The 25,726-nt window shown below is 70.3% G+C and carries 22 protein-coding genes; 15 read left to right on the top strand and 7 right to left on the bottom strand.

The window, feature by feature from the left end; translation table 11 throughout:
• The first annotated feature begins 406 nt into the window (after positions 1-406).
• Both HLK59_RS09810 and HLK59_RS09805 read left to right on the top strand, forming a co-directional pair.
• Complete coding sequence (locus tag HLK59_RS09810; protein WP_240982300.1) at positions 407-1,963, top strand: hypothetical protein; 1,557 nt, start codon at positions 407-409, stop codon at positions 1,961-1,963.
• 216 nt (positions 1,964-2,179) lie between these two features.
• A complete protein-coding gene (locus HLK59_RS09805) occupies positions 2,180-2,710 on the top strand; it encodes a GNAT family N-acetyltransferase (RefSeq protein ID WP_171140927.1) in 531 nt (176 codons plus the stop codon).
• 55 nt (positions 2,711-2,765) lie between these two features.
• On the opposite strand, the gene HLK59_RS09800 is transcribed toward HLK59_RS09805, so the two are convergent.
• The gene (locus HLK59_RS09800) at positions 2,766-2,972 is read right to left on the bottom strand and encodes a hypothetical protein (RefSeq protein ID WP_171140926.1); all 207 of its coding nucleotides are present in this window, start codon (positions 2,970-2,972) and stop codon (positions 2,766-2,768) included.
• A 173-nt stretch (positions 2,973-3,145) separates the two neighbouring features.
• On the opposite strand from HLK59_RS09800, the gene HLK59_RS09795 reads away from it, so the two are divergent.
• Positions 3,146-3,427 (top strand): hypothetical protein, encoded by a 282-nt coding sequence (locus tag HLK59_RS09795; protein WP_171140925.1) that lies wholly within the window; start codon positions 3,146-3,148, stop codon positions 3,425-3,427.
• Positions 3,428-3,703: 276 nt separating this feature from the next.
• Here HLK59_RS09795 and HLK59_RS09790 read toward each other — a convergent pair whose 3' ends face one another.
• A complete protein-coding gene (locus HLK59_RS09790) occupies positions 3,704-3,862 on the bottom strand; it encodes a hypothetical protein (protein ID WP_240982299.1) in 159 nt (52 codons plus the stop codon).
• Between the two features lie 1,086 nt (positions 3,863-4,948).
• Here HLK59_RS09790 and HLK59_RS09785 point away from each other — a divergent pair.
• Positions 4,949-6,724 (top strand): S8 family serine peptidase, encoded by a 1,776-nt coding sequence (locus tag HLK59_RS09785; protein ID WP_171140923.1) that lies wholly within the window; start codon positions 4,949-4,951, stop codon positions 6,722-6,724.
• A 605-nt stretch (positions 6,725-7,329) separates the two neighbouring features.
• Complete coding sequence (locus tag HLK59_RS09780) at positions 7,330-8,775, top strand: aldehyde dehydrogenase (protein WP_171140922.1); 1,446 nt, start codon at positions 7,330-7,332, stop codon at positions 8,773-8,775.
• An 80-nt stretch (positions 8,776-8,855) separates the two neighbouring features.
• Here the strand turns inward: HLK59_RS09780 and HLK59_RS09775 are convergent, their stop codons facing one another.
• From HLK59_RS09775 to HLK59_RS09760, 4 genes are all read right to left on the bottom strand, one after another.
• The gene (locus tag HLK59_RS09775) at positions 8,856-9,452 is read right to left on the bottom strand and encodes a TetR/AcrR family transcriptional regulator (protein WP_171140921.1); all 597 of its coding nucleotides are present in this window, start codon (positions 9,450-9,452) and stop codon (positions 8,856-8,858) included.
• A gap of 64 nt (positions 9,453-9,516) precedes the next feature.
• On the bottom strand, positions 9,517-10,002 hold the full coding sequence (locus HLK59_RS09770; protein WP_171140920.1) for a hypothetical protein: 486 nt from the start codon (positions 10,000-10,002) through the stop codon (positions 9,517-9,519).
• Positions 9,995-11,956 (bottom strand): primary-amine oxidase, encoded by a 1,962-nt coding sequence (locus tag HLK59_RS09765; RefSeq protein ID WP_171140919.1) that lies wholly within the window; start codon positions 11,954-11,956, stop codon positions 9,995-9,997. The genes HLK59_RS09770 and HLK59_RS09765 overlap by 8 nt, the downstream gene beginning before the upstream one ends.
• A gap of 153 nt (positions 11,957-12,109) precedes the next feature.
• The gene (locus HLK59_RS09760) at positions 12,110-13,591 is read right to left on the bottom strand and encodes an APC family permease (protein WP_346779685.1); all 1,482 of its coding nucleotides are present in this window, start codon (positions 13,589-13,591) and stop codon (positions 12,110-12,112) included.
• A 328-nt stretch (positions 13,592-13,919) separates the two neighbouring features.
• On the opposite strand from HLK59_RS09760, the gene HLK59_RS09755 reads away from it, so the two are divergent.
• Entirely contained in the window at positions 13,920-14,879 is a 960-nt protein-coding gene (locus HLK59_RS09755; protein WP_171140917.1) for a helix-turn-helix domain-containing protein, read from the top strand.
• A gap of 52 nt (positions 14,880-14,931) precedes the next feature.
• A complete protein-coding gene (locus tag HLK59_RS09750) occupies positions 14,932-15,882 on the top strand; it encodes a hypothetical protein (protein WP_171140916.1) in 951 nt (316 codons plus the stop codon).
• 17 nt (positions 15,883-15,899) lie between these two features.
• Here HLK59_RS09750 and HLK59_RS09745 read toward each other — a convergent pair whose 3' ends face one another.
• Positions 15,900-16,646 carry a helix-turn-helix domain-containing protein gene (locus HLK59_RS09745; RefSeq protein WP_171140915.1) on the bottom strand — a complete coding sequence of 249 codons (747 nt, stop codon included), beginning with the start codon at positions 16,644-16,646 and terminating at the stop codon, positions 15,900-15,902.
• A 161-nt stretch (positions 16,647-16,807) separates the two neighbouring features.
• Here HLK59_RS09745 and HLK59_RS09740 point away from each other — a divergent pair, with 161 nt between their 5' ends.
• The 8 genes from HLK59_RS09740 to HLK59_RS09705 are packed head-to-tail and all read left to right on the top strand — an operon-like array spanning position 16,808 to position 25,578.
• A complete protein-coding gene (locus HLK59_RS09740) occupies positions 16,808-18,385 on the top strand; it encodes an acetolactate synthase large subunit (RefSeq protein ID WP_171140914.1) in 1,578 nt (525 codons plus the stop codon).
• Between the two features lie 11 nt (positions 18,386-18,396).
• A complete protein-coding gene (locus HLK59_RS09735; protein WP_206326965.1) occupies positions 18,397-19,923 on the top strand; it encodes an aldehyde dehydrogenase family protein in 1,527 nt (508 codons plus the stop codon).
• A 41-nt stretch (positions 19,924-19,964) separates the two neighbouring features.
• The gene (locus tag HLK59_RS09730) at positions 19,965-20,759 is read left to right on the top strand and encodes an SDR family oxidoreductase (RefSeq protein WP_171140913.1); all 795 of its coding nucleotides are present in this window, start codon (positions 19,965-19,967) and stop codon (positions 20,757-20,759) included.
• Between the two features lie 42 nt (positions 20,760-20,801).
• Complete coding sequence (locus HLK59_RS09725) at positions 20,802-21,824, top strand: glycosyl hydrolase (RefSeq protein WP_171140912.1); 1,023 nt, start codon at positions 20,802-20,804, stop codon at positions 21,822-21,824.
• Entirely contained in the window at positions 21,824-22,387 is a 564-nt protein-coding gene (locus HLK59_RS09720; RefSeq protein ID WP_171140911.1) for a VOC family protein, read from the top strand. Before HLK59_RS09725 ends, HLK59_RS09720 begins: the two co-directional genes overlap by 1 nt.
• Positions 22,388-22,413: 26 nt before the next feature.
• Positions 22,414-23,025 (top strand): amino acid synthesis family protein, encoded by a 612-nt coding sequence (locus HLK59_RS09715; RefSeq protein WP_171140910.1) that lies wholly within the window; start codon positions 22,414-22,416, stop codon positions 23,023-23,025.
• 1 nt (position 23,026) lies between these two features.
• Positions 23,027-23,875 (top strand): alpha/beta hydrolase, encoded by an 849-nt coding sequence (locus tag HLK59_RS09710; protein WP_171140909.1) that lies wholly within the window; start codon positions 23,027-23,029, stop codon positions 23,873-23,875.
• A complete protein-coding gene (locus tag HLK59_RS09705; RefSeq protein ID WP_171140908.1) occupies positions 23,872-25,578 on the top strand; it encodes a bifunctional 3-(3-hydroxy-phenyl)propionate/3-hydroxycinnamic acid hydroxylase in 1,707 nt (568 codons plus the stop codon). Before HLK59_RS09710 ends, HLK59_RS09705 begins: the two co-directional genes overlap by 4 nt.
• Positions 25,579-25,726 lie beyond the last annotated feature (148 nt).

The following is a 25,726-nucleotide window of genomic DNA, read 5'->3' as shown; positions in this document are numbered from 1 at the left end:
GTTCCGGGGTCTGGGGTCTGGGGTCTCGGATTCGGCGACAGGCCCTCACAGGTCCTCGGGCGACGCGACGAGCCGTACGCCCTCCAGGAACAGCCGGAACCTGCTGCCCAGCAGGACCGGGAACGTCAGCTTCGCGAGATCGCCTCCGCGCGCGGAATCGGTCACCTTCGGCCATTACCGCGCGCAGACACCGTAGGCGCGACGGCCCAGGAGGAGGACGACCGGGCGGGCGAGGACGGTGGGCCTGTTCACCTTTGCTAGCGGTCTTGGGACGGTACGGCGCTGTTCGAACGGGACGCACTCGGCCGAACCGCACCCCTTCGGTTCACCCTCTGCAATCCTTCCCGAATTGGCCGTACACTATCAACTCGGGGAATTCGGGCGTGATTGACTAGGGGGAGCCGTCATGTCCTGGGATCAGAACGCACATCCGGACTTTACTGTTCCGCCCATGCCGAGCGCGCCGCCGGCAGCTCCCGCGGACCCTTGGCGGGCTTTCGCGGTGGGCTTGTTGAACCTCAGCGGCCTGGGGCTGGGTTACGTCGTCGTCCGCCGTTGGGGATTGGCGCTCGCGTGCCTGGTGGCGACAGGGATCCTGCTGGTCTTGGCACTGCCCGCAGATCCGAACGGGCCGCCAGGCCCCCTGCTCGTCCTATACCTGATCCTGTTGGCGGCGGCAGGTGTGCACGGTGCGCGGGTGGGCCTGCGCACGCGTCTGGCGTGGTTGCCGAGTTCCCTGGTCGCGGCGGTGTCCAGCGTCGTGTTGCTGGCCGTACCCGCCGGCGGATACCTCCTGTACGACCAGGCACGTGATGAGGCCACCCAGCAGATGCTCCTGGACCGTCTGGCCACAGCGGACGAGCTGGTGAAGTCGACCGGGTCGCAGACCTTCGACGTGGCGCAACCCGAATTCCGCAGGGCCCTGGCCATCTACCAAGGTCTGGCCGCGGATCATCCGACGTCACGGGCTGCCGCGCAGGTGCCGAACCGCCTCCAGACCTACTACACCACTGTCGGCGCCGCGTACGCGGAGAACAACTACTGCGGGGCTGTGGCGCCGTTGAAGTACCTGCGTACCGTGCCGCGCACGATGGACGAGAAGACGCTCGGTTCCCTTTCCACCTGGCCCGACGACCGGCTGGCGACCTCGCTCTACGAGTGCGGGACGGAGTCGTTGAGCGGCGACAGCGCGTCCTGGACCGGGCACTGGAGCGAACTGCTGACGACGTTCCCGAAGTCCGAACAGGCGCGCAAAGTGGGGCCGGCCATCGACACCATGGTGGGCGAGGCGGTCACAGAGGTGGGCGGCAGTGACCCCTGCGCGGCCGTTGAGCACCTCGGCTCCCTCTCGACGCAGATTCGCAGCGTGTCCGGAGAGGAGGCCGGACTCACCGAGGCTCTGGACCAGGCCGCCGACCGGGCGGAGCGGAACGCGGCGTCGGGGACGTACAACTGCGGTGTGGATCAGTACAAGGACGGCAGTTTCAGCGACGCCATCACCACCATGGACAAGTTCATCGACGACAACCCCGACAGCCCCAAGCGGAGTCTCGCCCGGAAGGTGGCCATCGCCGCGGAGGTCGCCCAGACGGTTCCGGCGGCCGGCAAGCGTCTGCCCACCACACGTTCAGGCGGCAGCATCGCCGTCACCGTCAAGAACGACAGCCCCGACAAGATCACCGTCCTGTACACCGGCCCGGTCACCGGGAGCTTCACCCTCAAGGCGTGCGGTAGCTGTTCCACCTATTCCTCGCTGGGCCGCTCTCTCGGGTTCGACTCGAAACCGTGCAGCGACAGCGGCAAGAAGTACCCGCAGAAGACCATCAGCCTGCCCGCCGGCACCACCTACTTCGTCCACAAGTCCCAGCAAGGGATCAGCGACACCCCGGCCTCGGACACCGCCAAACTGGAACCGGGCTACATCTATACCGAGTGCGCCTACACGACAAGTCTCGGCTACTGACCGAGAGGGACACTCGACCGCAGCCCGCGCGGTCCAGGCGGGCACTGTCATGGGCCAGGCGAAGTCCCAGGACGGCCCAATGGAGATGATCCGCACCCTGCGGCCGACCCGCCGATCGGCGATGGGTATAGCTCTCCTTCTCGGGGACAGACGGAGCTGGGGTGTTGCTGGGATAATCGTTGGTCGCCGCTGGCGGGTGGTGTTCATACTGCCGCAATGGATCCGGTGACTCTTGAGACCGACCGTCTGGTGCTGCGGGCCTTCGCGGCGGGGGACGTGGATGCGGTGTACGCCGCCTGCCAGGACGAGGACATTCAGTTCTATACGCCGGTTCCCGTGCCCTACCGGCGGGAGGACGCTGAGAAGAGGGTCTGTGAGGACTGGCCCGAGGGCTGGGCCACCGACAAGGACTACACCCTTGGTGCGTTCCGTAAGGACAGCGGGGCGCTCGTCGGCTCCTACTGCCTCACCAGGGTGAGCCGGGGTGTCTTCGAACTCGGCTACTGGGCGGTCAAGGAGCAGCGCGGCCGCGGCTATTCGGTCGAGGCCGCGCGGGCGCTGTGCGACTGGGGCTGGGCCGCGCTCGACGTCCATCGCATCGAGTGGTGGGCCATGGTCGGGAACGCCGGCTCGCGTGCCGTCGCCGAGAAGCTGGGCTTCACCGTCGAAGGGACGCTGTGTAACCGCGGGATCGCCAACGACGGCAATCCGCACGACTGGTGGGTGGGTGGACTGCTGAGGCCCTGACGTTTGGGTCGGTGCTCAGCCGGCTGGATGAGCTCCTTGGCGAGGACGTTCCTGATCAGGCCGTCAGCTCGTAGTTGTGCTGCTCGGGGGTGAGGTAGATGCGGTTGTGCTCGCGTGTGAGGTGCAAGGCCCAGTAGGTGTCGAAGTCGCCGCTGCCGATGAGAGCGCGGAGCTTGAGTACGGCTTCGGCAGCGTCCAGGCCCCAGCGAATGCCGGTGATGTCGAGACAGTCACCGATCAGGGGGCGGCTGGCGCCCTCCATCGGGCCGGTAGCGGTCGGCCAGCCCGCGGCGAGTGCGGTGTCGTAACGCAGCTGGTAGAGGTGGCCGTGGAGGCAACGGACACACGCGTCGGCGCCTCGCGTCGGATGCGGCTCAGTCCAGCCTGGTCGGCCTGGTCGGCTCGGGCGATGATCTCGATGGCGGCACGAGCGGCTTGTCCGTGCAGGACCGCGCTGAGGGGGCGGGCGAACCAGACTTCTACCTCTGGGGTGCCGCGTTTTTGGAAGCAGTGGGCCGCGCTCCAGACGTACTCGGCGACGTGTACGAAGTCGAGCAGAATCCGCATCTCGATCTTCCGCCGATCGGCTTCACCCTGGATCAGGTCGAGTTGGTGGCGGGAGCCGTCGAGGATGACGAACGCCTTCGCCCGGATCGTCGTCATCGCCTTGTCCAGGGGCGGGCCGAGGGCGGCCAGGGTCTAGACGGCTTCACGTAGGTAGCCGTAAACAGTCGCGATCCCGATGCCGAAAGCAGAGCCTGACGTCCGGCAGGAAGGCTCCGTCACCGCGTTCCGATCTCCTGCCGCCGGGCTGCCAGTTGGCCGGTCAGAAACCACAAGGTGCGGCTGGACACATCAATCGAGGACGGGCAGACAAGCACGCGAAGCTCCTGGCGGACACGAGTGATCTCGGTCGCGAACCCATCTGCCAGGGGCTTCGTCGTTGCGCAGAAGCATCCAACTCGCGGTCAGCACCGTCAGCTTGAAAAGGGCTCAGTTACCGACCTTCTTGTCGAACCATCCGAGCGACCGGACGACGGACGCGCCGATGAAGAGGATGCCGAGAGGAACGATCGTGAACCAGATGGCACCGGCTTTCATGGCCGCGAGCAGGGCGATGGCGCCGATGGCCAGCGCCAGGAGAACGAGCATGCCCAGAAGGACACGAATCTTGGAAACCAACGCAGGACTCTCCCATGTTCAGCTGGCGCTACTGACCAGACAGCGTTCGCTCCCCGGGGTGACACAACGCCTCCGTCAGAAAGCTCATGGGACAAGTCTCCCAACGACGCCTTCCGGAGAAGCCAGTAGAACTACGTAATCAAATACGTAGGTTCACCAACCGGGGCGGGGCAAAGCAGCGGCCAGCCAAGCGGAGGATGGGAAAGGCTCAGCGGAGATGGGCTCGAAGCGGATAATGAGCCCGACCAGGGCACGCTCGCCTCCCCGCCGGGCGGCGAGGCGGCGGAAGTTGACGGAGAGATAAGTGCGCTTGTTCCTGACCTCGGCCATCGTCGCGACGCCCAGGACACGCGCCAGGTTGCCGTGGCCCGGCCAGGTCTGCCCCGACTTGTTGACGCACGCGGACTCGTTCTGCTCCGGGCAGCGGTGAACTCGCCATCCAAGGCCTCCGCCAGGGCCAGAATCTGGGCACGTCCTTGCCAACGGTCAGATCCGCGACGCGCTCGGGGGAACGGTCCCCGGCGACCGGGGCGTTCAGGGTGGCGCGGCTGCTCACGCCGGTCACATCGGCCTACACCGACGTGAGCTTCAGCCCGGTGTCCTCGAGTCCCCTTACGGGCCGTTGGCCTCCCAGTCGGCGGCGCGGCCGAGTTCGGAACGCCGCCGGGTCGGGTCGCGTAGTTCGCGCGCCGCGCGGTCGGGGACGAAGGAGGCCATCACCATTCCGGACGCGCCGGCCCGGGCCAGGAAGGCCGTGTGCTCGGCGCTTCGACCCGCATGAGAGAGCAGTATGTCGCCGCGGCATACCCCAGGGCCCGGTCGACGTCGCCGAGCTCCCGGCGGATCCCGACCTCCCGATGCCCGGAGCATGTCTCTTTTCAGCCATGCCTCTATAACGTCCCTGCACAGAAAGGTACTTCCGCACAGGAGCATGCACCTGACATCTTGCATCCACCACTCGTTTCGTACGGCCTGGCTGGTGACCTCAGCATGGCCGGGCCGTCTCCGGAGGACGCATTGATACCCCACATATCCGGCCGACCCAGACGCACTCTGGTGCTCGCGGCCACGCTCGGCGCCGCCCTCGCGTTCGGCACCCCGGGTGCCCTCGCGGGCACGCTTCCCGTAGCCCCCTCCATCGCGTCGGCCGCCAAGGCCCACGCTACGGCCGCCGTGCCGGCTTCCGAGACCGCGGCTTCCCAGGCTGCGGCCTGGGTGGCCGGCACGCGTGCCTACCTCGTGATCACCGCCCCCGGTGACAGTTCGGCGGTCCGCTCCGCGATCGAGGCCAACGGCGGCACCGTCTTCTCGAACTTCGACGCCATCGGCGTGATCGTCGCCCACTCGGCGTCCAGCGGATTCGCCGCCACCATGCGCGGCGTCGCCGGCGTGCAGCAGGTCGGCGCCACGCGTACCTCGGACGTCCCGGCCGACGCCTACAACCCGGCGCTCCCGGCCAATCCGTCCCAGTCCACGACCCCGGCCGGAGAACCGGTCCGGGCCGACATGAGCCAGATCAAGGCCGACCAGGCCTGGGCCGTGAACCCGGGCTCCGCGTCCGTCAAGGTCGGCATCCTGGACACCGGTGTGGACGACCAGCACCAGGACCTGGCGCCCAACTTCGACGCGGCCGACTCGGTCTCCTGCGCCTACGGCAAGCCCGACACCCGGACCGGTGCCTGGCGGGACGTCGACACGCACGGCACCCACGTGGCGGGCACCGTCGCCGCGGCCAAGAACGGCAAGGGCGTCGTCGGCGTGGCCCCCGGTGTGAAGATCGCCGCTGTCCGGGTCGCCGAGCCGGGCACCGCCTTCTTCTTCGCCGAGAACACCATCTGCGGCTTCGTCTGGGCCGGCGACCACGGCTTCAGCGTCACCAACAACAGCTATTACACGGACCCGTGGCAGTTCAACTGCCCGGACAACATCGACCAGGCCGCCATCATCGAGGGCGTCAAGCGCGCCCAGGAGTACGCCGAGAGCAAGGGTTCCCTCCAGGTCGCCGCCGCGGGCAACGAGAACTACGACCTCGCCCACAAGACGACCGACTCCGCGAGCCCGAACGACTCGACGCCGGTCACCCGCACCATCACCAACGCCTGCCTCGACATCCCGACCGAGCTGCCGGGCGTGGTCACGGTCGCGGCCAACGGCACGGGCGTCACCAAGGCCTCGTTCTCCAACTACGGGCAGGGCGTCATCGACGTCGCGGCGCCGGGCAGCAGCGTGTACTCCACCGTCCCCGGTGGCGGCTACGGCAGCAAGAGCGGCACCTCGATGGCCACCCCGCACGTGGCCGGGGTGGCGGCCCTCATCGCCAGCGCCAACCCGGGCATCACCCCGGCGCAGATCCGCGCCAAGCTGGCCACCCAGGCCAACGACATCGCCTGCCCCTCGGACAGCCGCTGCACGGGCACGACGGCCAACAACGCGTTCTTCGGCGAGGGACAGGTCGACGCCCTCAAGGCCGTCGGAGCCACCCCGCCGCCCGGCGCCTACTTCGAGAACCTCACGGACTTCACGATCAACGACAACGCGACCGTGGAGAGCTCGATCGCCGTCACCGGCGTGACCGGCAACGCCCCGGCCACCCTGAAGGTGGGTGTGGACATCAAGCACACCTACATCGGTGACCTGAAGGTCGACCTGGTGGCGCCGGACGGCACCGTCTACACGCTGCACAACCGCACCGGCGGCAGCGCCGACAACGTCGCCCAGACCTACACCGTGAACGCCTCCTCGGAGGTCGCCAACGGCACCTGGAAGCTGCGCGTCAACGACAACGCCGCCTCCGACACAGGCAAGATCGACGCCTGGAACCTGACCTTCTAGCGCAGGGTCGGCAACGCCCGCGTACAGCACGCACAGCGCCGGCGACAGCTCCGCGCCACCCGCGCGGGATCCCGTAGGAACGTGGCATCTGGTTCAAGGGATTCGACGAACTCCCGGCGGACCGGATGCCACACGATGGCCGGTACGGAGAGGTCAGCCAACCACTCCCCCGCGAAGCCCCGGCTCCGCGGAACCGGCCATCGCCGTTCCTGACGACCTCACCTTCAGAAGGGCAATCTTCCCCGCTCCGCAGGGGCCCGTGAATTCCACCGCCGACTCATCGCGGGCCGCGAGGCGCATCAGGGCGAGTTCGTCGTCACAGCCCCACAGGGTGGGCGGCGCGGGAGCGGCGGCGCGGGCGGGCGTCCGTTCCTGACGGCCTGATGCACCGCGACCTCGGCGCGAATCCGTCCCTCCTGTCGCATGCTCGATGTCTTCCTGCGGGGCATCCTCACCTCCAGGTGAAAAGGGGGCTGGTGATCCCGTGCATTCCCTGGTGGCGGCCCGTGCACCCAGGGGCACCTCGGGTCCGGCGCGCGGGGCGAAGGTCGGGGAAAGTCCCCTACCCGAGCCGGAGCGGGCGCCGGATGGCCAGGAGAGTACCGATGGACGATCGCTACGAGCACTTCTACGTCGGCGGGGAGTGGGTTCGGCCCTCATCCGGCCGTGTCATCACTCCCGTCAACCCGAGCACCGAGACGGTGCTGGGCAGCGTGCCTGAGGCGCTGGAGGCAGACATCGACACCGCGGTGGAAGCGGCGCGACGGGCCTTCGACGAGCGCGGCGGCTGGGCGAGTTGGGATCCTGGGCGCCGGGCCGCCGTGATGGAGCGCCTCGCCACCGAGATGGAGGCGCGGGCCGACCGCATCGCGGAATACGTCAGCCTGCAGAACGGCATGCCGATCACCATGTCCCGGCAGTTGGAGGTCGGTTACCCGACGGAGGTCCTGCGTTACTACGCCAGGCTGGCCCGCACCGGCGGGTTCTCGGAGGTCCGCCCCGGTCTGATGGGCGGCCCGGTCGAGGTGCGCCAGGTCCCGGTAGGTGTCGTCGCCGCGATCGTGCCGTGGAACTATCCGCAGGTCTTGTCCATGTTCAAGATCGCACCGGCGATGGCCGCGGGCTGCACGGTGGTCCTCAAGCCGTCCCCGGAGGCCGTGTTCGACTCGTTCCTCGTCGCCGAGGCGGCCGAGGCCGCGGGCGTTCCGGCCGGGGTGCTCAACATCGTGCCGGGCGGCCGGGAGGCGGGCGCCCATCTCGTGTCGCACCCTGGTGTGGACAAGGTCGCCTTCACCGGCTCCACGCCGGCCGGCCGGGCCATCGCCGAGACCTGCGGGCGGCTGCTGCGCCCGGTCACCCTGGAGCTCGGCGGGAAGTCCGCGGGCATCATCCTGGACGACGCCGACCTCAGCCCCGCCACGATCGGTGAGGCCCTGGTCCGCGTGACCCTCACCCACAGCGGCCAGACCTGCCACCTCAGCAGCCGCATCCTCGCCCCGCGCAGCCGCTGCACCGAGGTCGTCGACCTGCTCACCGACATCGCCCGCGGCCTGCCCATCGGCGACGCGATGGACGAGAACACGCTCATCGGCCCGCTCACCACCGCCCAGCAGCGGGAGCGGGTGGAGGGCTACATCGCCAAGGGCCGCAGCGAGGGAGCCCGCGTCACCACCGGCGGCGGCCGGCCCGCCGGCCTGGACAGGGGCTGGTTCATGGAGCCCACGGTCTTCGCAGACGTGGACAACGGCTCGGTCCTCGCGCAGGAGGAGGTCTTCGGGCCGGTGGTGTGCGTCGTGCCCTACGACGACGTCGACGACGCCGTCCGGATCGCCAACGATTCCGACTACGGTCTCGGCGGCACCGTCTGGACGACGGACCCGGAGCGCGGGGCGGCCGTCGCCCGTCGCGTCCACACCGGAACGATCGGGGTCAACCGCTACCTGCCCGACCCGGCAGCCCCCTTCGGCGGCACCAAGGCCAGCGGGTTGGGCAGCGAACTCGGCCCCGAGGGCCTGAGGTCGTATCTGCGGCCGCAGTCGATCTACCTCTGACGGGCTGGTCCGCGAACCAAAGGGGCTCCGACCGTCGCTGTGGTCGGAGCCCCTCGATCTGTGTACGTCCTTCTCGCTGTTCAGGCGTATGACTCCAACAGCCCTTCCAGCACTTCCAGTTGCCGTTCGGGTGTGGTGGCCGCCGGGGTCAATACCGCGTTGGCCTGGAAGCCCAGAACGACGGCGACCAGCGTTTCGACGATGCGCTCGTCGGGAGTGGAGGTCGTCACCTCGCCGAGGATCCTGGCCTGGGCGAGGCAGTTGTGCATCAGCGTCCGCCATCGGGTGGTCGTGGCCTCGTACGCCGAGGACATGCGCGGGTCGTACAACGCCCGGTCGCAGAACGCGATCACGACCCTTGCCTCCAGCAGCCGGAGGTCGTCCAGCGGGAGCAGCTCGTGGCAGAGGGCGCGCAGGGCGGTCAGGCCGCTGGACTCGGCGTACGAGGCCACGGTGGGATCGAGACGGCGCTCGGTCGCGTCGCAGGCGTACCGGAAGGCGGCCAGCAGGATCTCGTCCTTGTCGCGGAAGTAGGGGGCGAGGCCGCCGTTGGCGAGCCCGGCCTCGGCCGCCAGTTCCCGCATGGTCACCGAGGCCAGGCCGCGGCGGCCGATGAGAGCCCAGACCGACCCGATGATCAGACGTCGGCGGGCGTCGTGGTCGACGATCTTCGGCATCCGGTCATCCTTCTCCTGAACAGCCCATCGAGCGCACGGCCCTGTGAGCGCACAGCCCTGAGCGTCATACGAGCATGGCCGCCATGCTGACGATCATGAGCACGGCCCCCGACTCCCGGTACGCCCATGCCCGTTGGGGCGTCGGGGCGGGTGAAGGGCTCGACAGCTGACGGAACATCACCCCACCCGCTCTAGCGGTCACCCAGGCGACGACGGCCAGTACGGCCACCGCGCCGATCGGCCGGTCCATGTGCGTATGCGGCGCGGCGCCGGACGTCGTACCGCCCGCCATGAGCGCCATCAGCAGGGTCATCACGGCGAGGTCGAGGGACCCGGTCCAGCCCCGGCGCTCGGCACAGGCCCGGACGGCGCTCCACAGACACGCCACCCCGACCCCGCAGGCACCGGAGGACAGCCGGCCGTCGGCCATCAGCACCATGCCTACCAACGCCATGACCTGCGGTCCCCAGCGATGTACCGAACCCGGCAGATGTCCGGCCAGACAGAGCAGCGCCCCCGCCAGACCGGCCGCGAGCAGCAGCTCACTCATGGGCGTCGGCGGCGCAACAACCGTGCGTGGACGCGGTGTTGGCAGGTACGTCGAGCGTGGGGTTGCGGTCGAAGAAGCCGACCGGCCGCAGCTTGAAACCGGTGTAGTCGACCGGCATGATCGGCCAGTCCTCCGGCCGGGGCGCGTGGGTCAGGCCGAACGTGTGCCAGACGACCAGGGACTGTCCGTCGATGTCCCGGTCGGCCGCCGTGTACGCGGGGAGGCCCGCGCCGCCGGGGTGCTGGTTGACGAAGTCGCCGGCCGGGTAGCGCTCGGCGGGGTCGTAGGCGGTGACCCACAGGTGCTGGGTGGCGAACGCGGCGCGGGCGGCGATGGAGGAGTCCGGGTCGGCGAGCAGGGTCGGCTTGCCCTCCGGGTGGAGGACGTAACCGACGGGCTTGCCCAGCGAGTTGAGGGTGCCGGGGTTGGTGATGTGCCAGACCCGGTCGACCGTCATGTCGGCGCTGCGCCGCGCCTCGCGCTCCCGGGTCAGCGCGGTGTGCCGGTAGGTGAAGGCGTTGCCGCGCGGGTTACCGGGGCCCATCGGGACGCGGACGACGTCGACTTCCTCGACCCTGTTGGCCGTACCGTCGACCGCCATGTCGAGGCGGGCGCAGAACAGGTGCTGGTGGTAGGGGGCGCCGAGGCCGGGGGCGATCTCGGAGGCGTACGGGTAGTCGCCGTCCGGTCGGTCGCCCGGGTAGGCGGAGGTGAAGACGACGCCGGTGGCCTTGGCCTCGAACTCGATGGTGCCGTCGAGGTAGAGGTACCAGTAGAAGCCGTAGTCGTAGTTGCCGATGGTGGTGAAGAAGGAGAGCACCATGCGGCGTTGACGGCGGGTCTCGTGGGAGCCCGTCCACAGGTCGCCGTGCTTCCAGAGGATGCCGTAGTCCTCCTCGTGCAGGCAGATGGCGTTGGGGAGGACTCGCGGACGGCCTGCCTCGTCGACGATGACGGCGTCGAGGTAGGTGATGTTGCCCAGACAATCGCAGCCCAGCTCCAGGGCGTTGGCCGAGCGGCCGAGCAGGTACTCGCCGGTGTCGAAGTAGTTCTGCCAGGAGCGGACCGGGGACGGGTCGGCGTAGGGGACGACCATCTCGGCGATCGAGGCGCGGTGGATGATCGGGCGCTCGCGGCCCTTGTCGCGGTCGTGGAAGGCGAGTTGATGGAGGGTCAGTCCCTCGCGGGCGTCGAAGCCGATGCGCAACGACCAGTTCTCCCAGCGCAGTCGGTTGCCGTCGAGGGTGAAGCTGGGGCCTTCGGGCTGGGTGATCTCGATCGGCCGCTGGGTGGTGCGGGCGGGTCCGGTGACGGCGGGGTCGTCGAAGTTCCCGGAGGACGCGGTGGGGAGCGGGACCGGGCCGAGGTCGACGATCCGGTGGACCGTACGGCTGATCATGTCGACGTAGGCGACGAGGCCGTCCACGGGGTGGGCCCAGGCGTGGTCGCGGTCGTGTTCCTGGACGAAGGCCAGCCCGCGCAGGATCCGGCGGCCCGCCTCGTCGGGGTACTCGTCGGCGTAGACGCCGGCGGACAGCGGGGCGACCCGGACCCGGGTCACGTCGAGGCCGCGGCTCTTGAGGGCGGCGAGCCACTCCTCGTCCTGGGTGAGCAGTTCCTCGACGGTGGCGATCTCCTCCTCCAGGACCGGGAGTTGGCCGTCCGTGACGGGGTCCAGGGTCCGTACGGCGACCACGGCCGCGTCGGTGAGGGAGACGACGACGTCCTGTGCCGGGGCGCCCGCGATGTCGTGCAGGAACACCCGGGCGCGGCGGTCGGGTGCCTCCGACCCTGCCGCCGCGTACGCGAAAAGGGCGTCCTTGGTGGGTTCTTCGAGACCGACGTAGACGAACCGCGAGGTGTCCCGCAGCAGGCCGGCCCGGTCCAGCACCGGGCGGATGCGGTCGATCTCGTCGCCGGTGAGGGGGGCGAGCGGGTGGGCTGTGGCGGTCATGGTGCTCCTCCAGGCGTGCGCTCTGCGGCGCACCTCTTTTTTTCTCTACGTGGGTAGAGGAAAGACGGCAGGTGTACGCCCGGTCCAGGGACCGGGCGGTACTTTCCTCGGCGCGGCCCGGGTCCGTGCACGGAAAGGCGGACCGTGGTGCGCTCAGAGGCGGATCGACGGGTTCCGCGGCACCGGGTCCGCGGTGTCCCCTCCGGACGCGCCGGACGCCCCGCCGCGTACGTACCCGAGGACGACGCCACCCACGAACACGGCGACCACGGTCAGTTCGAGGACCAGCGCGGTGGTGCCGGACGCGGAGATCAGGGTGGTGAAGTTGTTCAGTGCCATCACGGTGGCGCCGAGCAGCAGGGCGATGGACAGCAGGGGCGCGATCAGCGTGTTCCAGCGGCGGGTGTCGAGGCCGGTCCTGCGGAAGAACACCACGACGGACAGCGAGGTGAGCAGGTACAGCAGCATGAGTGCGAGAACGCCGACTCCGCCGCCCCAGGTCAGCAGGGTGAGCACCGGGTCCGCCCCGGCGACGGCGAAGGGGACGACCATGGCGAGCGAGACGAGTGTCTGGACCAGGCTCGCGGTGTACGGGGCGCCCTGGCGGTTGGTACGGGACAGCCAGCCGGGCAGGACACCGGTGGTGCCGAGGGAGTGGAAGTAGCGGTTGACGCCGTTGTGGAAGGCCAGTACGCCCGCGATCAGCGAGGTGGCGAGCAGGATCTGCATGGCGTCGGTGGCCCAGGAGCCCAGCGTCGCGCTCACCGCGTCGAAGACGACCGCCGTGGCGTCCCCGTTCTGAAGTGCCTGGAGCGCCACGCCCTGCACCTTGTCCGAGCCGTAGAAGCTGACGAACATCCAGGACACGAAGGCGAAGAAGACCGAGATCACGGCGACGGAGAGGTAGGTGGCCCGGGGGACGGTACGGGCCGGGTCCTTCGCCTCCTTGGCGTAGATCGCGGTGGACTCGAAGCCGATGACGCAGGCGATGGAGAACGTCAGGGCGACTCCGGGTGCTCCGGAGAGGAAGGCCGAGGGGGAGAACGAGCCCGCCAGGTCCAGCCCCTGGGGGCCGCCGCCGGACAGCAGCTCGTAGAACGCGAACACCACCAGCAGCGAGGTCTCCGCGACCACGAGGACGGCGAGCAGCTTGGCCCCGAACTCGATGTTCAGGGAGCCGAGCAGCTGGACGAGGAAGATCGTGGCCACCGTCCAGACCCACCAGGGCAGGTCGACCGAGGCGTACCGCTGGAACAGGGCCTGGCATGTCACGCCGTAGAGGCCGTACATGCCGGCCTGGGTCGCGCTGTAACAGAGCACCGCCGCCTGGGAGGCGCCGACGCCGAGGGGTTTGCCGAGTCCCCGGGAGACGTAGGCGTAGAAGGCACCGGCGTCGGTCACATGGCGGCTCATGGCGATGAACCCCACGGAGAACAGGGCGATCATGGCGCCGACCGCCAGGTAGGCGGCGGGGGCGCCGCCTCCGTTGCCGAGGCCCAACGGGACGGGAAGGGTGCCGGCGACACCGGTGAGCGGGGCCTGCGCGGACAGGACGAAGAACAGGATCCCGGCCACGCCCACGGCTCCTTGCCGGAGGTGGGTGCGGTGGTCCGGGGGCGGGGACTGCTGGGTCACGGGAACTCCCTGGGGATACGGCGGAGGCCGAGCGCTCGCTGAGGAGCGGAAGGGCGGAGGGAGCCGGGCGTGGAGCACGGGTACGGGCCGTCGGCATCGGCGGCCCGCGGGACGGACACCGGTCTCCCCCGCCTGGTGTCGAGTACTGTGCGCCCACGCAGGGCCGCCGAAGTGCCCTGAGAGTGCACCCGTACCCGCCAATCCATGCACGCCCCGCGGACGGCCGCCCCCTTCCTCTCGTCCGTAACACAGGGAAACATTCGGGAAGCCCGTGATGAACGGCCGTGGGCTACCTTGTTCGAGAGACCTCCGGCAGGTGGAGCACACCATGCGAACGATCGTGACCACCGACTCCGTCGCCCGGACGGAACGCTTCGACCACTGGACAGCCGAGATGTCCAAGGTCTTCACCGGTCTGGACACCCGGCCGGCCTCACCGATCCCCTTCCACGGACAGGCCACCAGCGGTGACATCGGCCTGCTCCAGCTGAGTTCCGTCAGCGCGGGGCCGCTGCGCGTGCTGCGCACCCAGCGGCTGGTCGACCGGTACGAGGAGGACTTCTACAAGGTCGCGCTCCAGGTGGCGGGCATGTCGGCGATCGAACAGGACGGCACGTGCAGCGTCCTGCGTCCCGGGGACATCGCGATCTGCGACACCTCGCGCCCGTACTCCTTCACCTACGAGAGCGACTTCAGCACCGTGTTGATGCTGGTGCCGCGTCCGATGCTGCCGGTGCGTCCCGAGGCCCTGCGCGAGCTCACCGCCCGGCGGATCGCCCCGGACGCCGGTGTCGGAGCGGTGGTCGCACCGTTCCTGCGGTCACTGGGCGAGCAGGCCCGTGACTGTACGGGGCTGGCCGCCAGGAGCCTGATGGACGGTGCTGTCTCCCTGGTCACCGCTCTGGTCACGGAGCGCCTGGCGCTGGCCGCGCCGACGGCTCCGCAGGAGGCGATGACGCTGCGCATCCGCACGTACATCGAGCAGCGGCTCTCCGATCCGGACCTCACCCCGGACGCTATCGCCGAGGCGCACGGCATCTCCCGCCGCTACCTGTTCAAGCTGTTCGCCGCCGACGGCACGACCGTCGCCGGCTGGATCCGCACCCGGCGTCTGGAACGCTGTGCCCGCGACCTGTCCAGCGCGGCCACGGCCGACCAGCCGATCGGCATGGTCGCCGCGCGCTGGGGGCTGCTCGACTGCCGGCACTTCAGCCGGGTGTTCAAGACGGCGTACGGCGAGACGCCGCGGGACTTCCGGAGGCGGGTGCTGGCCGGGGGCCGGCCGTAGGTAGTGGCTGAGGGATTGGCTAGGCGTTCGACGGGTCGTACGATTCCGCCGCATGGCTCTCTTCTCCGTCCGCCGCAAGCCCCGCCTCGCTCCCGCGCTCGACGACGTGGAGCTGGGCCGTACCGTGAAGTCCCTGCTGGAGGTGCCCAGGCCGGGCATGATCGGCATGACGGATCTCCATGTGGTGCGCGTGACCGACCTGTTGAAGCACACCGGCACGGACTGGGACCGTCGTACACACCGGCTGTCGGTGCTGGCCGCTACGACGGCCGGTTCCCGGGTGCCGTCCGCGTGGACGGCCCGGGAACCCGGAAACACAGACGCGCTGCTCCTGCACGCCTGGGCCCAACTCGTCCAGGGGCGCAGGTCCGGAGGGCTCAGCGACGCGGACTCGCTCGTCAGGTCCTGTTATCGCGCGGCCGAGTTGAGTCCCGAGGACCCGACACCCTGGGTGATCGTCCTCGGCGTGGCCCGGCTGGAGCGCTACGACCGCGGCAGCGTGCTCGCGGTCTGGCGTGAGGCGCTGGCCCGTGACCGCTGGAACCGCGAGGCACACCTGCAACTGCTCGGCTATCTCTCGCCCGAGGAAGGCGGATCGCGCGTTCAGGTTCTCGATTTCGTCGACTCGGTGCGTGCCGGCACCCCTGCCGACGCGCCCACGGCGGCGGTGGAGCTGACGGCCGCCGTACGCCAGTACCAGGCTGTCGTGGCCCGCGGGGGTGTCGAAGCCCTCATGGCCCGTGACTTCTGGAGGCACCCGCCCGTGCTCCACGCCCTGGACCGGGCCGCCGCGACCTGGCCCAAGCCCGGGTTCCTGCGTCATGCAGCGGCCCGGGCGGACCTCAACCTCCTCGCCTACGCCCTCGGCGCGGCCGAGCGGAGGAGCGAGGCCGCCCCCGTCTTCACCGCGCTGGAGGGCGTGGTCACCGCCTGGCCGTGGAACGGGGACGGCGGCGATCCGGTCGACGTGTTCTCGTACGAGCAGTCACGAGCCGCCCGTTAGTCGCTTGACCAGCGGCTTCATCTGGCTCCGAGGCAGAAGGCCCGGGTCGCCTCGGCCACCGTCAGGACGTCGCGTGTCGCGTCCTCGACGCGGTCTCGGCGGTGGGAGATGAACGTGACGCAGGCGTCCACGACGTCGCCGTCCCTGGCCAGCGGCGCGGCGACGGCGTGCGCGCCCGGCTCCACCGCTCCGTGGCTGACGGCCCACCCCCGGCGCCGGGCTTCCCGAACGGCTTCGGAGTCCTCGGCGGTGGCTGGACGTCCGGCCTGGATCGCGCAGGGCGCGGCGCCCCGGTCGAGGGGCTGGCGGCTGCCCTTGCGGTAGGCGAGGTGGTAGTCGCCCTCGGCGGGCACGGCGGTCGCCACCGCGACGACGCTGTCGTGCTCGGCCACGAAGACCACGGCGGTGCCACCGTGCTCGTCAGCCAGCCGCTGGAGATGGGGCTGGACGAACTCCACGAGCGTGGGCTGCGACATGTTGGCGAGGCTGTGCAGCTCGCGTCCGGGCCGGTAGTACCCCGCCGCGTCCTTGGAGACGAAGCCCTCCGTCATGAGCGTGTTGACGAGACGGTGGACGACGGTGCGGTGCAGGCCTGTCTGGGTCGCGATCTCGGTCGCCGTCAGCCCCTGTGGGCGCTGTGCCACGGCGCGCAGGACCGCGAGGCCGCGGATGAGGGTCTGGGCGGCCGGCTGGCTGGGACGTTTCGCCGCCTCGGTCGCACCGGAATCGCCCTCGCGAGTTGCGCTCTGCGCACTTCCACTCATGCCGGAAGTCTATCCACGGGCCGGAATCCATGACATCAGCCCTTGACGTAGCGGCATCCGCACGCTCAAGCTGAGTGCACTCTCCGCACGCCATGAGTGCACTAAGCGCACATCGACACTTCGGCGGAGGTCCCGGGCGATCCACGAGAGGAGTCCCGCCCATGACAGAGCGCACCGCCGGTGTCACCGGCGCACGGGCGCTGGTCGAGACGGCCGCCGCCGGAGGCGTCGAGGTCTGTTTCGCCAACCCCGGCACCACGGAGATGCCGCTGGTGACGGCGCTGGACGAGGTACCCGCCATACGTCCCGTCCTCGGGCTCTTCGAGGGGGTGTGCACCGGCGCGGCGGACGGCTACGCGCGGATCGCGGGCAAGCCCGCCATGACCCTGCTGCACCTGGGTCCGGGCTTCGCCAACGGCATCGCCAACCTCCACAACGCCCGCCGGGCCCACTCCCCCGTCCTCAACGTCGTCGGGGACCACGCCAGTTGGCATCTCCCCTATGACGCTCCGCTGACCAGCGACATCGTCTCGCTGGCCACCCCTGTGTCGGGCTGGGTCGGTACCGTCGACTCCGCCGCGCGGACGAGCGCGGTCACCGCCGAGGCCCTCGCCGCCGCCCGGCGGCCGCCCGGCCGCGGTGCCACGCTGATCGTCCCGGCCGACTTCCAGCAGCAGACGGTCACCGGCCCCCTGGCCGCCGTAGCGCCCCCGCCGGCTCCGGCGCGCGTCGACGCGGCGACGGTGGAGGCGGTCGCCGGACGCCTGCGCGACGGCTCGTCCGCCGTGCTGCTGCTCGGCGCCGGCGCGCTCACCGAGCGGGGGCAGCGGGCCGCCGCGCGCATCGCCGACGCGACCGGCGCCACGCTGTACAGCGAGACCTTCCCCGCCGCCGCCGAGCGCGGTGGCGGCCTGCCCGCCCTGGACCGGCTGCCGTACTTCCCCGAGGTGGCGATCAAGGCACTGGCGGGTGCGGGGACCGTGGTGCTCGCCGGGGCGCTCGCGCCGGTCGCGTACTTCGGTTACGCGGGAACGCCCAGCGAGTTGGCGGAGCCTTCGGCTGTGCGGGTGCTCGCAGAACCGGCAGAGGACGTGGAGCGGGCACTGGAGGACCTGGCCGAGGCGCTCGGGGCGGCGCCGGTCGCCTCGACCGACCGCGCCTCGGACATCCTGAACGTTTCCGACCTGCCGTCCGGCGGACCGCTGACCCCGGCCGCCATCGGCCTGATCGTCTCCGCCCTCCTGCCCGAGAGGGCCGTCGTCTCCGTCGAGGGCGGCACCTGCGGGTACCCCTTCTTCACGGCATCGGCGAACGCCGCCCGGCACACCACGCTGACGAACACCGGCGGAGCGATCGGCCAGGGACTCCCCGCCGCGCTCGGCGCCGCGCTCGCCGCGCCCGACCGCCAGGTGATCGCCCTCCAGTCGGACGGCAGCGCGCAGTACACCATCCAGGCGCTGTGGACGATGGCCCGCGAACAGGCCTCCGTCATCACCCTCATCGCGTCCAACCGCCGGTACGGCATCCTCCGCACCGAGTTGGACCGACACGGCGGGAGCGCGGCCGGATCCGCGTCGGCCGCTCTGACCAGCCTGGACGACCCGTCCCTGAACTGGGCTGCCCTTGCGGCGGGTTACGGCGTACCCGCGCAACGCGCCGAGACGGGCGGGGAGTTGGTCGGGGCCCTGCGCCGGGCTCTCGACGAGGGCGGACCCCACCTCATCGAGATGGTCCTGTGAAAGGAACCCGTATGTCCTCCCACGCCATCACCTCCGCCTCCACCTCCGCAGAGGACAAGGTGCGCGGCTTCCTCTCCTCGCCCCGCCCCCTGCTGATCGGCGGCGCCTGGGTCGCCGCCGCCTCCGGCCAGGTCTTCGACACCGTCGACCCCGCGACCGGCACCGTCCTCACCCAGGTCGCCGACGGCGACGGCCAGGACATCGACCGGGCCGTCGCCGCCGCCCGCCGCGCCTTCGACGACCCCGGCTGGCGACGCCTGAGCCCCCTGGACCGGGGCCAGTTGCTGCACCGGGTCGCCGACCTCATCGAGGCCAACGCCGACGAACTCGCGCTGCTGGAGTCCCGGGACAACGGCAAGCCGGTCTCGGTGGCCCGCGCCGTCGACGTCGGCACCAGCGTCAAGCTGTTCCGCTACTTCGCCGGCTGGCCCAGCAAGTTCGAGGGCAGCACGATCCCGGTCTCGCCGCGCGGCGGACTGCGCGTGCTGAACTACACGACCCACCAGCCGGTCGGCGTCGTCGGCCTGATCGTGCCGTGGAACTTCCCGATGTCGATGGCCTGTTGGAAGCTGGCGCCCGCGCTGGCCACCGGCTGCACGGTGGTCCTGAAGCCCGCCGAGGAGACCCCGCTGTCCACGCTGCGGCTGGCGGAGATCCTGGTCGAGGCCGGGGTGCCGGACGGAGTGGTCAACGTGGTCACCGGGCGCGGCGCGACCGCCGGAGCGGCCCTGGCGGCCCACGACGACGTCGACAAGATCGCGTTCACCGGCTCCACCGAGACCGGTCGCGCCATCGTGCACGCGGCGGCGGGCAACCTCAAGAAGGTCTCCCTCGAACTCGGCGGCAAGTCACCGAACATCGTGCTGCCGGACGCCGACCCGGAGGCGGTCGCGGAGGCCGCTGCCGAGGCGATCTTCTTCAACCAGGGGCAGACCTGCACGGCGGGCTCCCGGCTCTACGTCCATGATGCGCTCTACGACGACGTGGTGGACGCGGTCGCCGCGCGGGCCGAGAAGATCGTCGTCGGACCGGGCAGTGACCCGGCCAGCGAGATGGGCCCGTTGGTCTCCGCACGCCACCACGAGCGGGTCCGCTCCTTCATCGAGGCGGGACGGCGACAGGGCGCGCGGCTCGCCGCCGGGGGCGGTCGCCCCGACCTGGACGAGCGGTACGCGGACGGCTACTTCCTGCGGCCCACGGTGTTCGCGGAGGCCGACCACGGCATGCGGATCGTGCGCGAGGAGATCTTCGGACCGGTCCTTGCCGCGCTGCGCTGGAGTGACGTCGATGACCTCGTGGCCAAGGCGAACGACTCGCCGTTCGGGCTCGCGGCCGGTATCTGGACCTCCGACCTCGGCCACGCCCACCGCATCGCCGACGAACTCCAGGCCGGCACGGTCTGGATCAACTGCTTCAACCTCACCGACCCGGCCTCCCCCTTCGGCGGCTTCAAGCAGTCCGGCTGGGGCCGCGAGATGGGCCGCAAGGTGCTCGACCTCTACACCGAGGTCAAGAGCGTCTGGGTCAACCTCGACTGACACCCCGTCAGCCACTGATCTTCTTCCCTCAGGAGCGTCGTATGGATCTCGAACTCACCGGCCGGGTCGCCGTCGTCACCGGCGGCAGCCTCGGTATCGGCAGGGCGGTCGCCCGTGAACTCGCCCGCGAGGGCGTCAACGTGGTGATCACCGCCCGTCGTCAGGCCGCTCTGGAAGCCACCGCGAAGGAGATCGAGGCCGAGACCGGCAGCCGTGTCGTCCCGCTCACCTCGGACACCACCGACACCGGGTCCGTACGGGCCATGGTGGCCTCGACCGTCACCGAGCTGGGCCGCGTCGACATCCTCGTCAACGGCGCCGCCGCCCCCTCCGGGCTGGTCCGCAACTCCGTCGAGGAGGCCGACCCCGAGCTGCTGCTCTCCGACATCGACACCAAGGTCGTCGGCTACTTCCGCTGCGCCCAGGCCGTCACCCCCCACATGAAGGCGAACGGCTACGGCCGGATCGTCAACATCGGCGGCCTGACCGGCCGTTCCAGCCACGCGCTGTCCGGGATGCGCAACCTCGCCGTCGTCCACATGACCAAGGCCCTCTCCGACCAGCTGGGCCCGTCCGGGATCACCGTCAACACCGTGCACCCCGGGGTCGTGGAGACCGAGCACATCCACGAGCTGTACGAGAAGGAGGCTGCCAAGCGCGGCATCACGGCGGCCGAGGTCGAGGCCGACTTCGTGGCCCGGACCCCGATCCGCCGGGTCCTGACGGCCGAGGAGGTCGCCGAGACCATCGCCTTCCTCGCCTCACCCAGGGCGGCGGCGATCACCGGGGAGTCGCTGGGCATCGACGGCGGGCTGACCCGAGGCGTCTTCCTCTGAACCGTCCGAACCACCCGCCCCTTCCTGACAGGAGCCCCACCCATGCAAGGAACCATCCTCGTCGCCACCGCCGGTCAGGCGGTGCTGCGCAGCAGTGACGACGGCCGGACCTGGCACCGTCTCGGCCTCGGCCAGGACATCGAGTTCGACGCCGTCGTCCGCTGCCTCGCCGTCCACCCCCAGCAGCCGAACGTCGTCTACGCGGGCGCCGACGCGGGCCTCGTCCGCAGCGACGACGCCGGCGCGACCTGGCACCGCGTCGACTCACCGTTCAACGGCCGGACCGTCTGGTCCCTGGCCATCGACCCCACCGACCCGGACTTCATCGTCGTCGGCACCGGCGCTCCCTCCCGAGCCGCCGTGTACCGCACCACCGACGCGGGCGTGACCTGGGACCACCTCCCGCCGGAGATACCGGAGTTCTGCGCGGGCGTCAGCAGGCCCCGGATCCTCACCGCCACCGTCGACCGCCACGACCCGAAGAACCTCTGGTTCGGCATCGAGGAGGGTGGGCTGTGGCGCAGCGGTGACCGCGGCGACACCTGGACCCGGATCGACGGCACGCCCGCGAGCCTCCCGCAGGGCGTCACCAACTCCGACATCCACTGCGTGGTCGTACTCGAAGGACCGCCCAAGACGATCGTGGTCGCCGTGGTCAACGCGCTGTTCGTCAGCCAGGACGACGGAACGACCTGGACCCGCACGGACACCCGCAAGGAGTGGGGCATCTACTACACCCGTCTGATCAAGCAACTCCCCGGCACCGACAACCTGTTGCTCGGCATCGGCGACGCCACCCCCGGCACCCTCACGAAGATCTTCCGCTCCACGGACCTCGCTCGGACCTGGCAGGAGTCGACCCTCGACACCCCCGCCAACTCCACCGTCTGGGCCTTCGGCGTGCACCCCGCCGACCCCCAACTGGCCTTCGCCGGAACCAAGTACGGCCATCTCTTCCGCTCCACCGACGCGGGCCGCACCTGGGCCAAGGAGTGGCGCGAGTTCAGCGAGATCACCGACGTGGCGTGGACGCCCGCCGTCGCCCCGGCCCCGGAAGGACACTGATGAGCAGCAACCCGCACAACCCCCGGCCCACCGGCATCGACCCCGACGAGCTCGCCCTGGCCGAGCACCAGCCGCCGACCCCGCTCATCGACGAGGGCACCCGCACCATCACGCCACGCGTCATCCGCACCCACCTCTCCCTCTTCGTCCGCGACCCGGAGGCCTCGGCCCCCTGGTACCAGGACGTGCTCGGCATGGAGGTCACCGCGCGCGGCCCCCAGTGGGTCTTCCTGTCCTTCGGCCAGAAGCACCACGACATCGCCCTGATCCGCGCCGAGGAGGGCGCGGCGGCGAGCGGCATCGGCCTCCAGCACTACGGCCTTGAGGTCGCCGGCGACCTCGACGAGTGGCGGCGGCTCTACGGAATGCTCCTGACCAAGGGCGTGCCCGTCGTCAAGACCACCGACCACAAGGTGGGCTTCGGCCTGTACTTCACCGACCCCGACGGCAACCGCTTCGAGTTCTTCCACGAGACGGTCACCGACGACGAGGAGGGCAAGCGCATCCTCGGCCTCTACGGCGCCCCCAGCGAACCCTTCGACATCGAACCCCTCTACAGCTGACCCCTCCCCCGGTCCAGGAGCACACCATGCCCGACTCCCCCCAGCCCAACTTCGCGGCCTACCACGTCCGCAAATGGTTCACCCAGGTCGAGGACACCCTCGCCAACGAGACCGGAGCGCTCGCCGACGGCGACCCGGTCCGCAAGATCGTCGTCGCCGCCGCGATCCACAACCCGTACGCGGGCCGCTTCAGCGAGGATCTCGGCCTCATCGTCGCCGAATCACCCAAGCTCGGTGAGGAGTTCGGCCGCCGTATAGCCGAGGCCGCCGGAGGCCGCCCGATCGAGAGCTACGGCAAGGCCTGCCTGGTCGGTGCCAACGGCGAGTACGAACACGGCAACGCCTTCCTCACCGCGATCTTCGCCGATCCGGTGCGCGACGCGGTGGGCGGCGGCGAGTCCTGGGTGCCCTCGACCGGCAAGCGCGGCGCGCCCGGCACCGCCATCGACATCCCGCTCGCGCACAAGGACGCGCTGTACGTCCGCTCCCACTACGACACCGTCACCGCCACGTTCACCGACACCCCGAACCCGGACGAGGTCGTCGTCATCTTCGCCTTCGCCACCCGCGGCCGTCTGCACGCCCGGCTCGGCGGTATCCGCGCCGACCAGGTCCAGGGCCAGGACGGACTGCACTGAGATGCACGACCGCTTCACCACCCTCAGCGGCCTGCGCGCCCACTACGTCGAGTGGGGCGCGCCGGACAGCCCGGCCATCGTCATGCTGCACGGCCTGCGCAGCTACGCCGAGACGTTCGGACCGCTCGCCGCCCGTCTCGCGGACCGCTACCGGGTCCTCGCGCTGGACGCCCGGGGCCGGGGCGACAGCGCCTGGGATCCGGAGGCGGCGTACTACACCCCGTCCTACGTCGCCGACCTCGAAGAGTTCGCGGACCACCTGGCCCTCGACCGTTTCGTCCTCCTCGGCCACTCCATGGGCGGCGCCACCGCCTACGTCTACGCGGCCCGCCACCCCGAGCGGGTCATCGGGGCCGTCGTCGAGGACATCGGCCCGGGATCGTCCCTCAGCGGGGCCGGGGCCGAGCGCGTCAAACGCGAAGTCGCCCAGACTCCGGCCGAGTTCGCGTCCCTGGACGCGGCCCGCGCGTACTGGCGTGGCATCCGGCCCGGCATCTCCGCGGACGCCCTGGAGTCCCGCATCCGGCACACGCTGCGGCCCGGCACCTGCGGCCGCCGGCTGTGGAAGTTCGACCTCGCCGGAATCGCCAAGGCCCGTCTCGACGCCGACCCGGCCCGGCAGGTGGACCTCTGGCCCAGTGTGGAGGCGCTGCGCTGCCCGACGCTCGTCGTGCGCGGCGGTGCCTCAGATTTCCTGCCCCCCGCCACGGCCGCGGAGATGGCCGTACGCAATCCACTCGTGCGCGTCGTGGAGATACCCGGAGCCGGCCACTACGTCCACGACGACGCGCCCGACGCCTTCCACCACGAACTCGAACAGTTCCTGACCACTCTGGAGGCCGCCCCATGAGCGCACCCACAGAACTCCGCACGCAGGTGGCGGTCGTCGGCGCCGGCCCCGTCGGAACCACCGTCGCCAACTACCTCGGCCTGTACGGCGTGGAGAGCCTGCTGATCGACCGCGCCACGGACATCGTCGACTATCCCCGGGCGGTCGGCATGGACGACGAGTGCCTGCGCAGCTTCCAGGGCGTCGGCCTCGCCGACGAGATGCTCGCCGACATGCTCCAGAACATCCCGCTGAAGATGTTCGGCGCGGACGGCCGCTGCTTCGCCGACATCCGCCCGGCCACCAGGGAGTTCGGCTGGCCCCGGCGGAACATCTTCATGCAGCAGCTCGCCGAGGCGACCCTGCGGGGCGGCCTGGAGCGCTACCCGCACGTCCAGCCCTTGTACGACCATGAACTCGTCCGTCTGGAACAGGACGGCACCGAGGTCCGGCTGCACCTCACCGGCCCGGACGGCGCACGCGTCCTGGTCCGCGCCGAGTACGTGGTCGCGGCCGACGGCGGACGCAGCACGATCCGCACCCAGCTGGACATCCCGCTGGTCGGCGACACCCACCCCCACAAGTGGGTGGTCGTCGAGTGCGACAACGACCCCCTCGACGCCCCGTACACCGCCCTGCACTGCGATCCGAAACGGCCGTACGTCTGCATCGACCTGCCCTACAACTACCGCCGCTGGGAGTTCATGCTCTTCCCCGGTGAGGACGCCGAGGCGATGCTGCGCCCCGAGAAGGTCCGCGAACTGCTCACCGGGCACGTCCCGGACCCCACCGCCCTCAACATCATCCGCGCCCGCGTCTACACCCACCACTCGCGGGTGGCGAGCCGTTTCGTCGAGGGCCGGATCGCCCTCGTCGGGGACGCGGCCCATCTGATGCCGCCGTGGGCCGGGCAGGGCATGAACACCGGCATCCGCGACGCGACCAACGTGGCGTGGAAGCTGGCCGCCGCGGTGACCGGCCGGGCCCACCCGCGCATCCTGTCGACGTACGACTCCGAACGCCGTGCGCACGCGAAGGCGATGGTGGACCTCTCGGACACCCTCGGCCGCGTCCTCTCCCCGACCCGAAGCTGGGTCGCACGCCCCCGCGACACCCTGTTCCGCGGTCTCGGTCTGGCCCCGGCGGTGCGCGACTGGCTGTTGCAGATGCGGTTCAAGCCGATGCCCCGCTACGACGAGGGCGGCATCGTCCTGCATCACGGGCAGCACCCGCGGAAGACAAGTGCCGTGGGCCGCATGCTGGTCCAGCCGAACGTCGAGACCTCCGACGGCCGGGCGGTCCTCCTGGACGACGCCCTCGGCACCTGGTTCACCCTGATCGGTTACGGCACCGATCCGCTGATCCATCTCGACGCCGGGTCCCGCGCCTTCTGGGACCGTATCGGCACCCGCTACGTCACCGTGGCCGAGTCCCGCTCCGGCCGCTCCCGGACCGAACGACCGGCCTCCTCGACGGACTCGGCCGTGGTCGAGGACATCGACGGCTCCCTGCGCGACTGGTTCGCCACCCAGCCGGGCACGGTGGCGGTGATCCGCCCCGACCGCTATGTGGCGGCGGTGACCGAACCGCTGCAACTGGCATCCGTCAGCGTCGAGTTCGAGCGCCTGCTCGCCCCTCGGCGGAACCGGGAGACCAAGGACCCGGAGACCAAGGACCTGCCCTCGTTCCCGTCCCTCCTCGAAACCCTGCGAGGCGCGTCGTGATCGTGGAAGAACGCGAGTACCTGGTCAAGCCCGGTACCGCGGCCGAGTACACCCGCCTCTGGGCCGACCTGGGCCGGGAGCCCCTGGAGTAGACGGCGGAGCGGCTGGCGCAGCAAGCAACTCCTTGAAGCCGCCTCGACGGCGGACC

The sequence above is a fragment of the Streptomyces sp. S3(2020) genome (assembly GCF_013044505.1).
In the GTDB taxonomy this organism is placed as follows: Bacteria; Actinomycetota; Actinomycetes; order Streptomycetales; family Streptomycetaceae; genus Streptomyces.
Note: the sequence above shows the minus strand (reverse complement) of the source record. Positions and strands in the feature narration are given on the sequence as shown.

Excerpts from the sequence above, each read along its gene's own strand:
- HLK59_RS09810 (WP_240982300.1), top strand. The coding sequence starts at position 407 with ATGTCCTGGGATCAGAACGCACATCCGGACTTTACTGTTCCGCCCATG.
- HLK59_RS09805 (WP_171140927.1), top strand. The coding sequence starts at position 2,180 with ATGGATCCGGTGACTCTTGAGACCGACCGTCTGGTGCTGCGGGCCTTC.
- HLK59_RS09800 (WP_171140926.1), bottom strand. The coding sequence starts at position 2,972 with ATGGAGGGCGCCAGCCGCCCCCTGATCGGTGACTGTCTCGACATCACC.
- HLK59_RS09790 (WP_240982299.1), bottom strand. The coding sequence starts at position 3,862 with ATGCTCGTTCTCCTGGCGCTGGCCATCGGCGCCATCGCCCTGCTCGCG.
- HLK59_RS09780 (WP_171140922.1), top strand. The coding sequence starts at position 7,330 with ATGGACGATCGCTACGAGCACTTCTACGTCGGCGGGGAGTGGGTTCGG.
- HLK59_RS09775 (WP_171140921.1), bottom strand. The coding sequence starts at position 9,452 with ATGCCGAAGATCGTCGACCACGACGCCCGCCGACGTCTGATCATCGGG.
- HLK59_RS09770 (WP_171140920.1), bottom strand. The coding sequence starts at position 10,002 with ATGAGTGAGCTGCTGCTCGCGGCCGGTCTGGCGGGGGCGCTGCTCTGT.
- HLK59_RS09765 (WP_171140919.1), bottom strand. The coding sequence starts at position 11,956 with ATGACCGCCACAGCCCACCCGCTCGCCCCCCTCACCGGCGACGAGATC.
- HLK59_RS09755 (WP_171140917.1), top strand. The coding sequence starts at position 13,920 with ATGCGAACGATCGTGACCACCGACTCCGTCGCCCGGACGGAACGCTTC.
- HLK59_RS09750 (WP_171140916.1), top strand. The coding sequence starts at position 14,932 with ATGGCTCTCTTCTCCGTCCGCCGCAAGCCCCGCCTCGCTCCCGCGCTC.
- HLK59_RS09745 (WP_171140915.1), bottom strand. The coding sequence starts at position 16,646 with ATGAGTGGAAGTGCGCAGAGCGCAACTCGCGAGGGCGATTCCGGTGCG.
- HLK59_RS09740 (WP_171140914.1), top strand. The coding sequence starts at position 16,808 with ATGACAGAGCGCACCGCCGGTGTCACCGGCGCACGGGCGCTGGTCGAG.
- HLK59_RS09735 (WP_206326965.1), top strand. The coding sequence starts at position 18,397 with ATGTCCTCCCACGCCATCACCTCCGCCTCCACCTCCGCAGAGGACAAG.
- HLK59_RS09730 (WP_171140913.1), top strand. The coding sequence starts at position 19,965 with ATGGATCTCGAACTCACCGGCCGGGTCGCCGTCGTCACCGGCGGCAGC.
- HLK59_RS09725 (WP_171140912.1), top strand. The coding sequence starts at position 20,802 with ATGCAAGGAACCATCCTCGTCGCCACCGCCGGTCAGGCGGTGCTGCGC.
- HLK59_RS09720 (WP_171140911.1), top strand. The coding sequence starts at position 21,824 with ATGAGCAGCAACCCGCACAACCCCCGGCCCACCGGCATCGACCCCGAC.
- HLK59_RS09715 (WP_171140910.1), top strand. The coding sequence starts at position 22,414 with ATGCCCGACTCCCCCCAGCCCAACTTCGCGGCCTACCACGTCCGCAAA.
- HLK59_RS09710 (WP_171140909.1), top strand. The coding sequence starts at position 23,027 with ATGCACGACCGCTTCACCACCCTCAGCGGCCTGCGCGCCCACTACGTC.
- HLK59_RS09705 (WP_171140908.1), top strand. The coding sequence starts at position 23,872 with ATGAGCGCACCCACAGAACTCCGCACGCAGGTGGCGGTCGTCGGCGCC.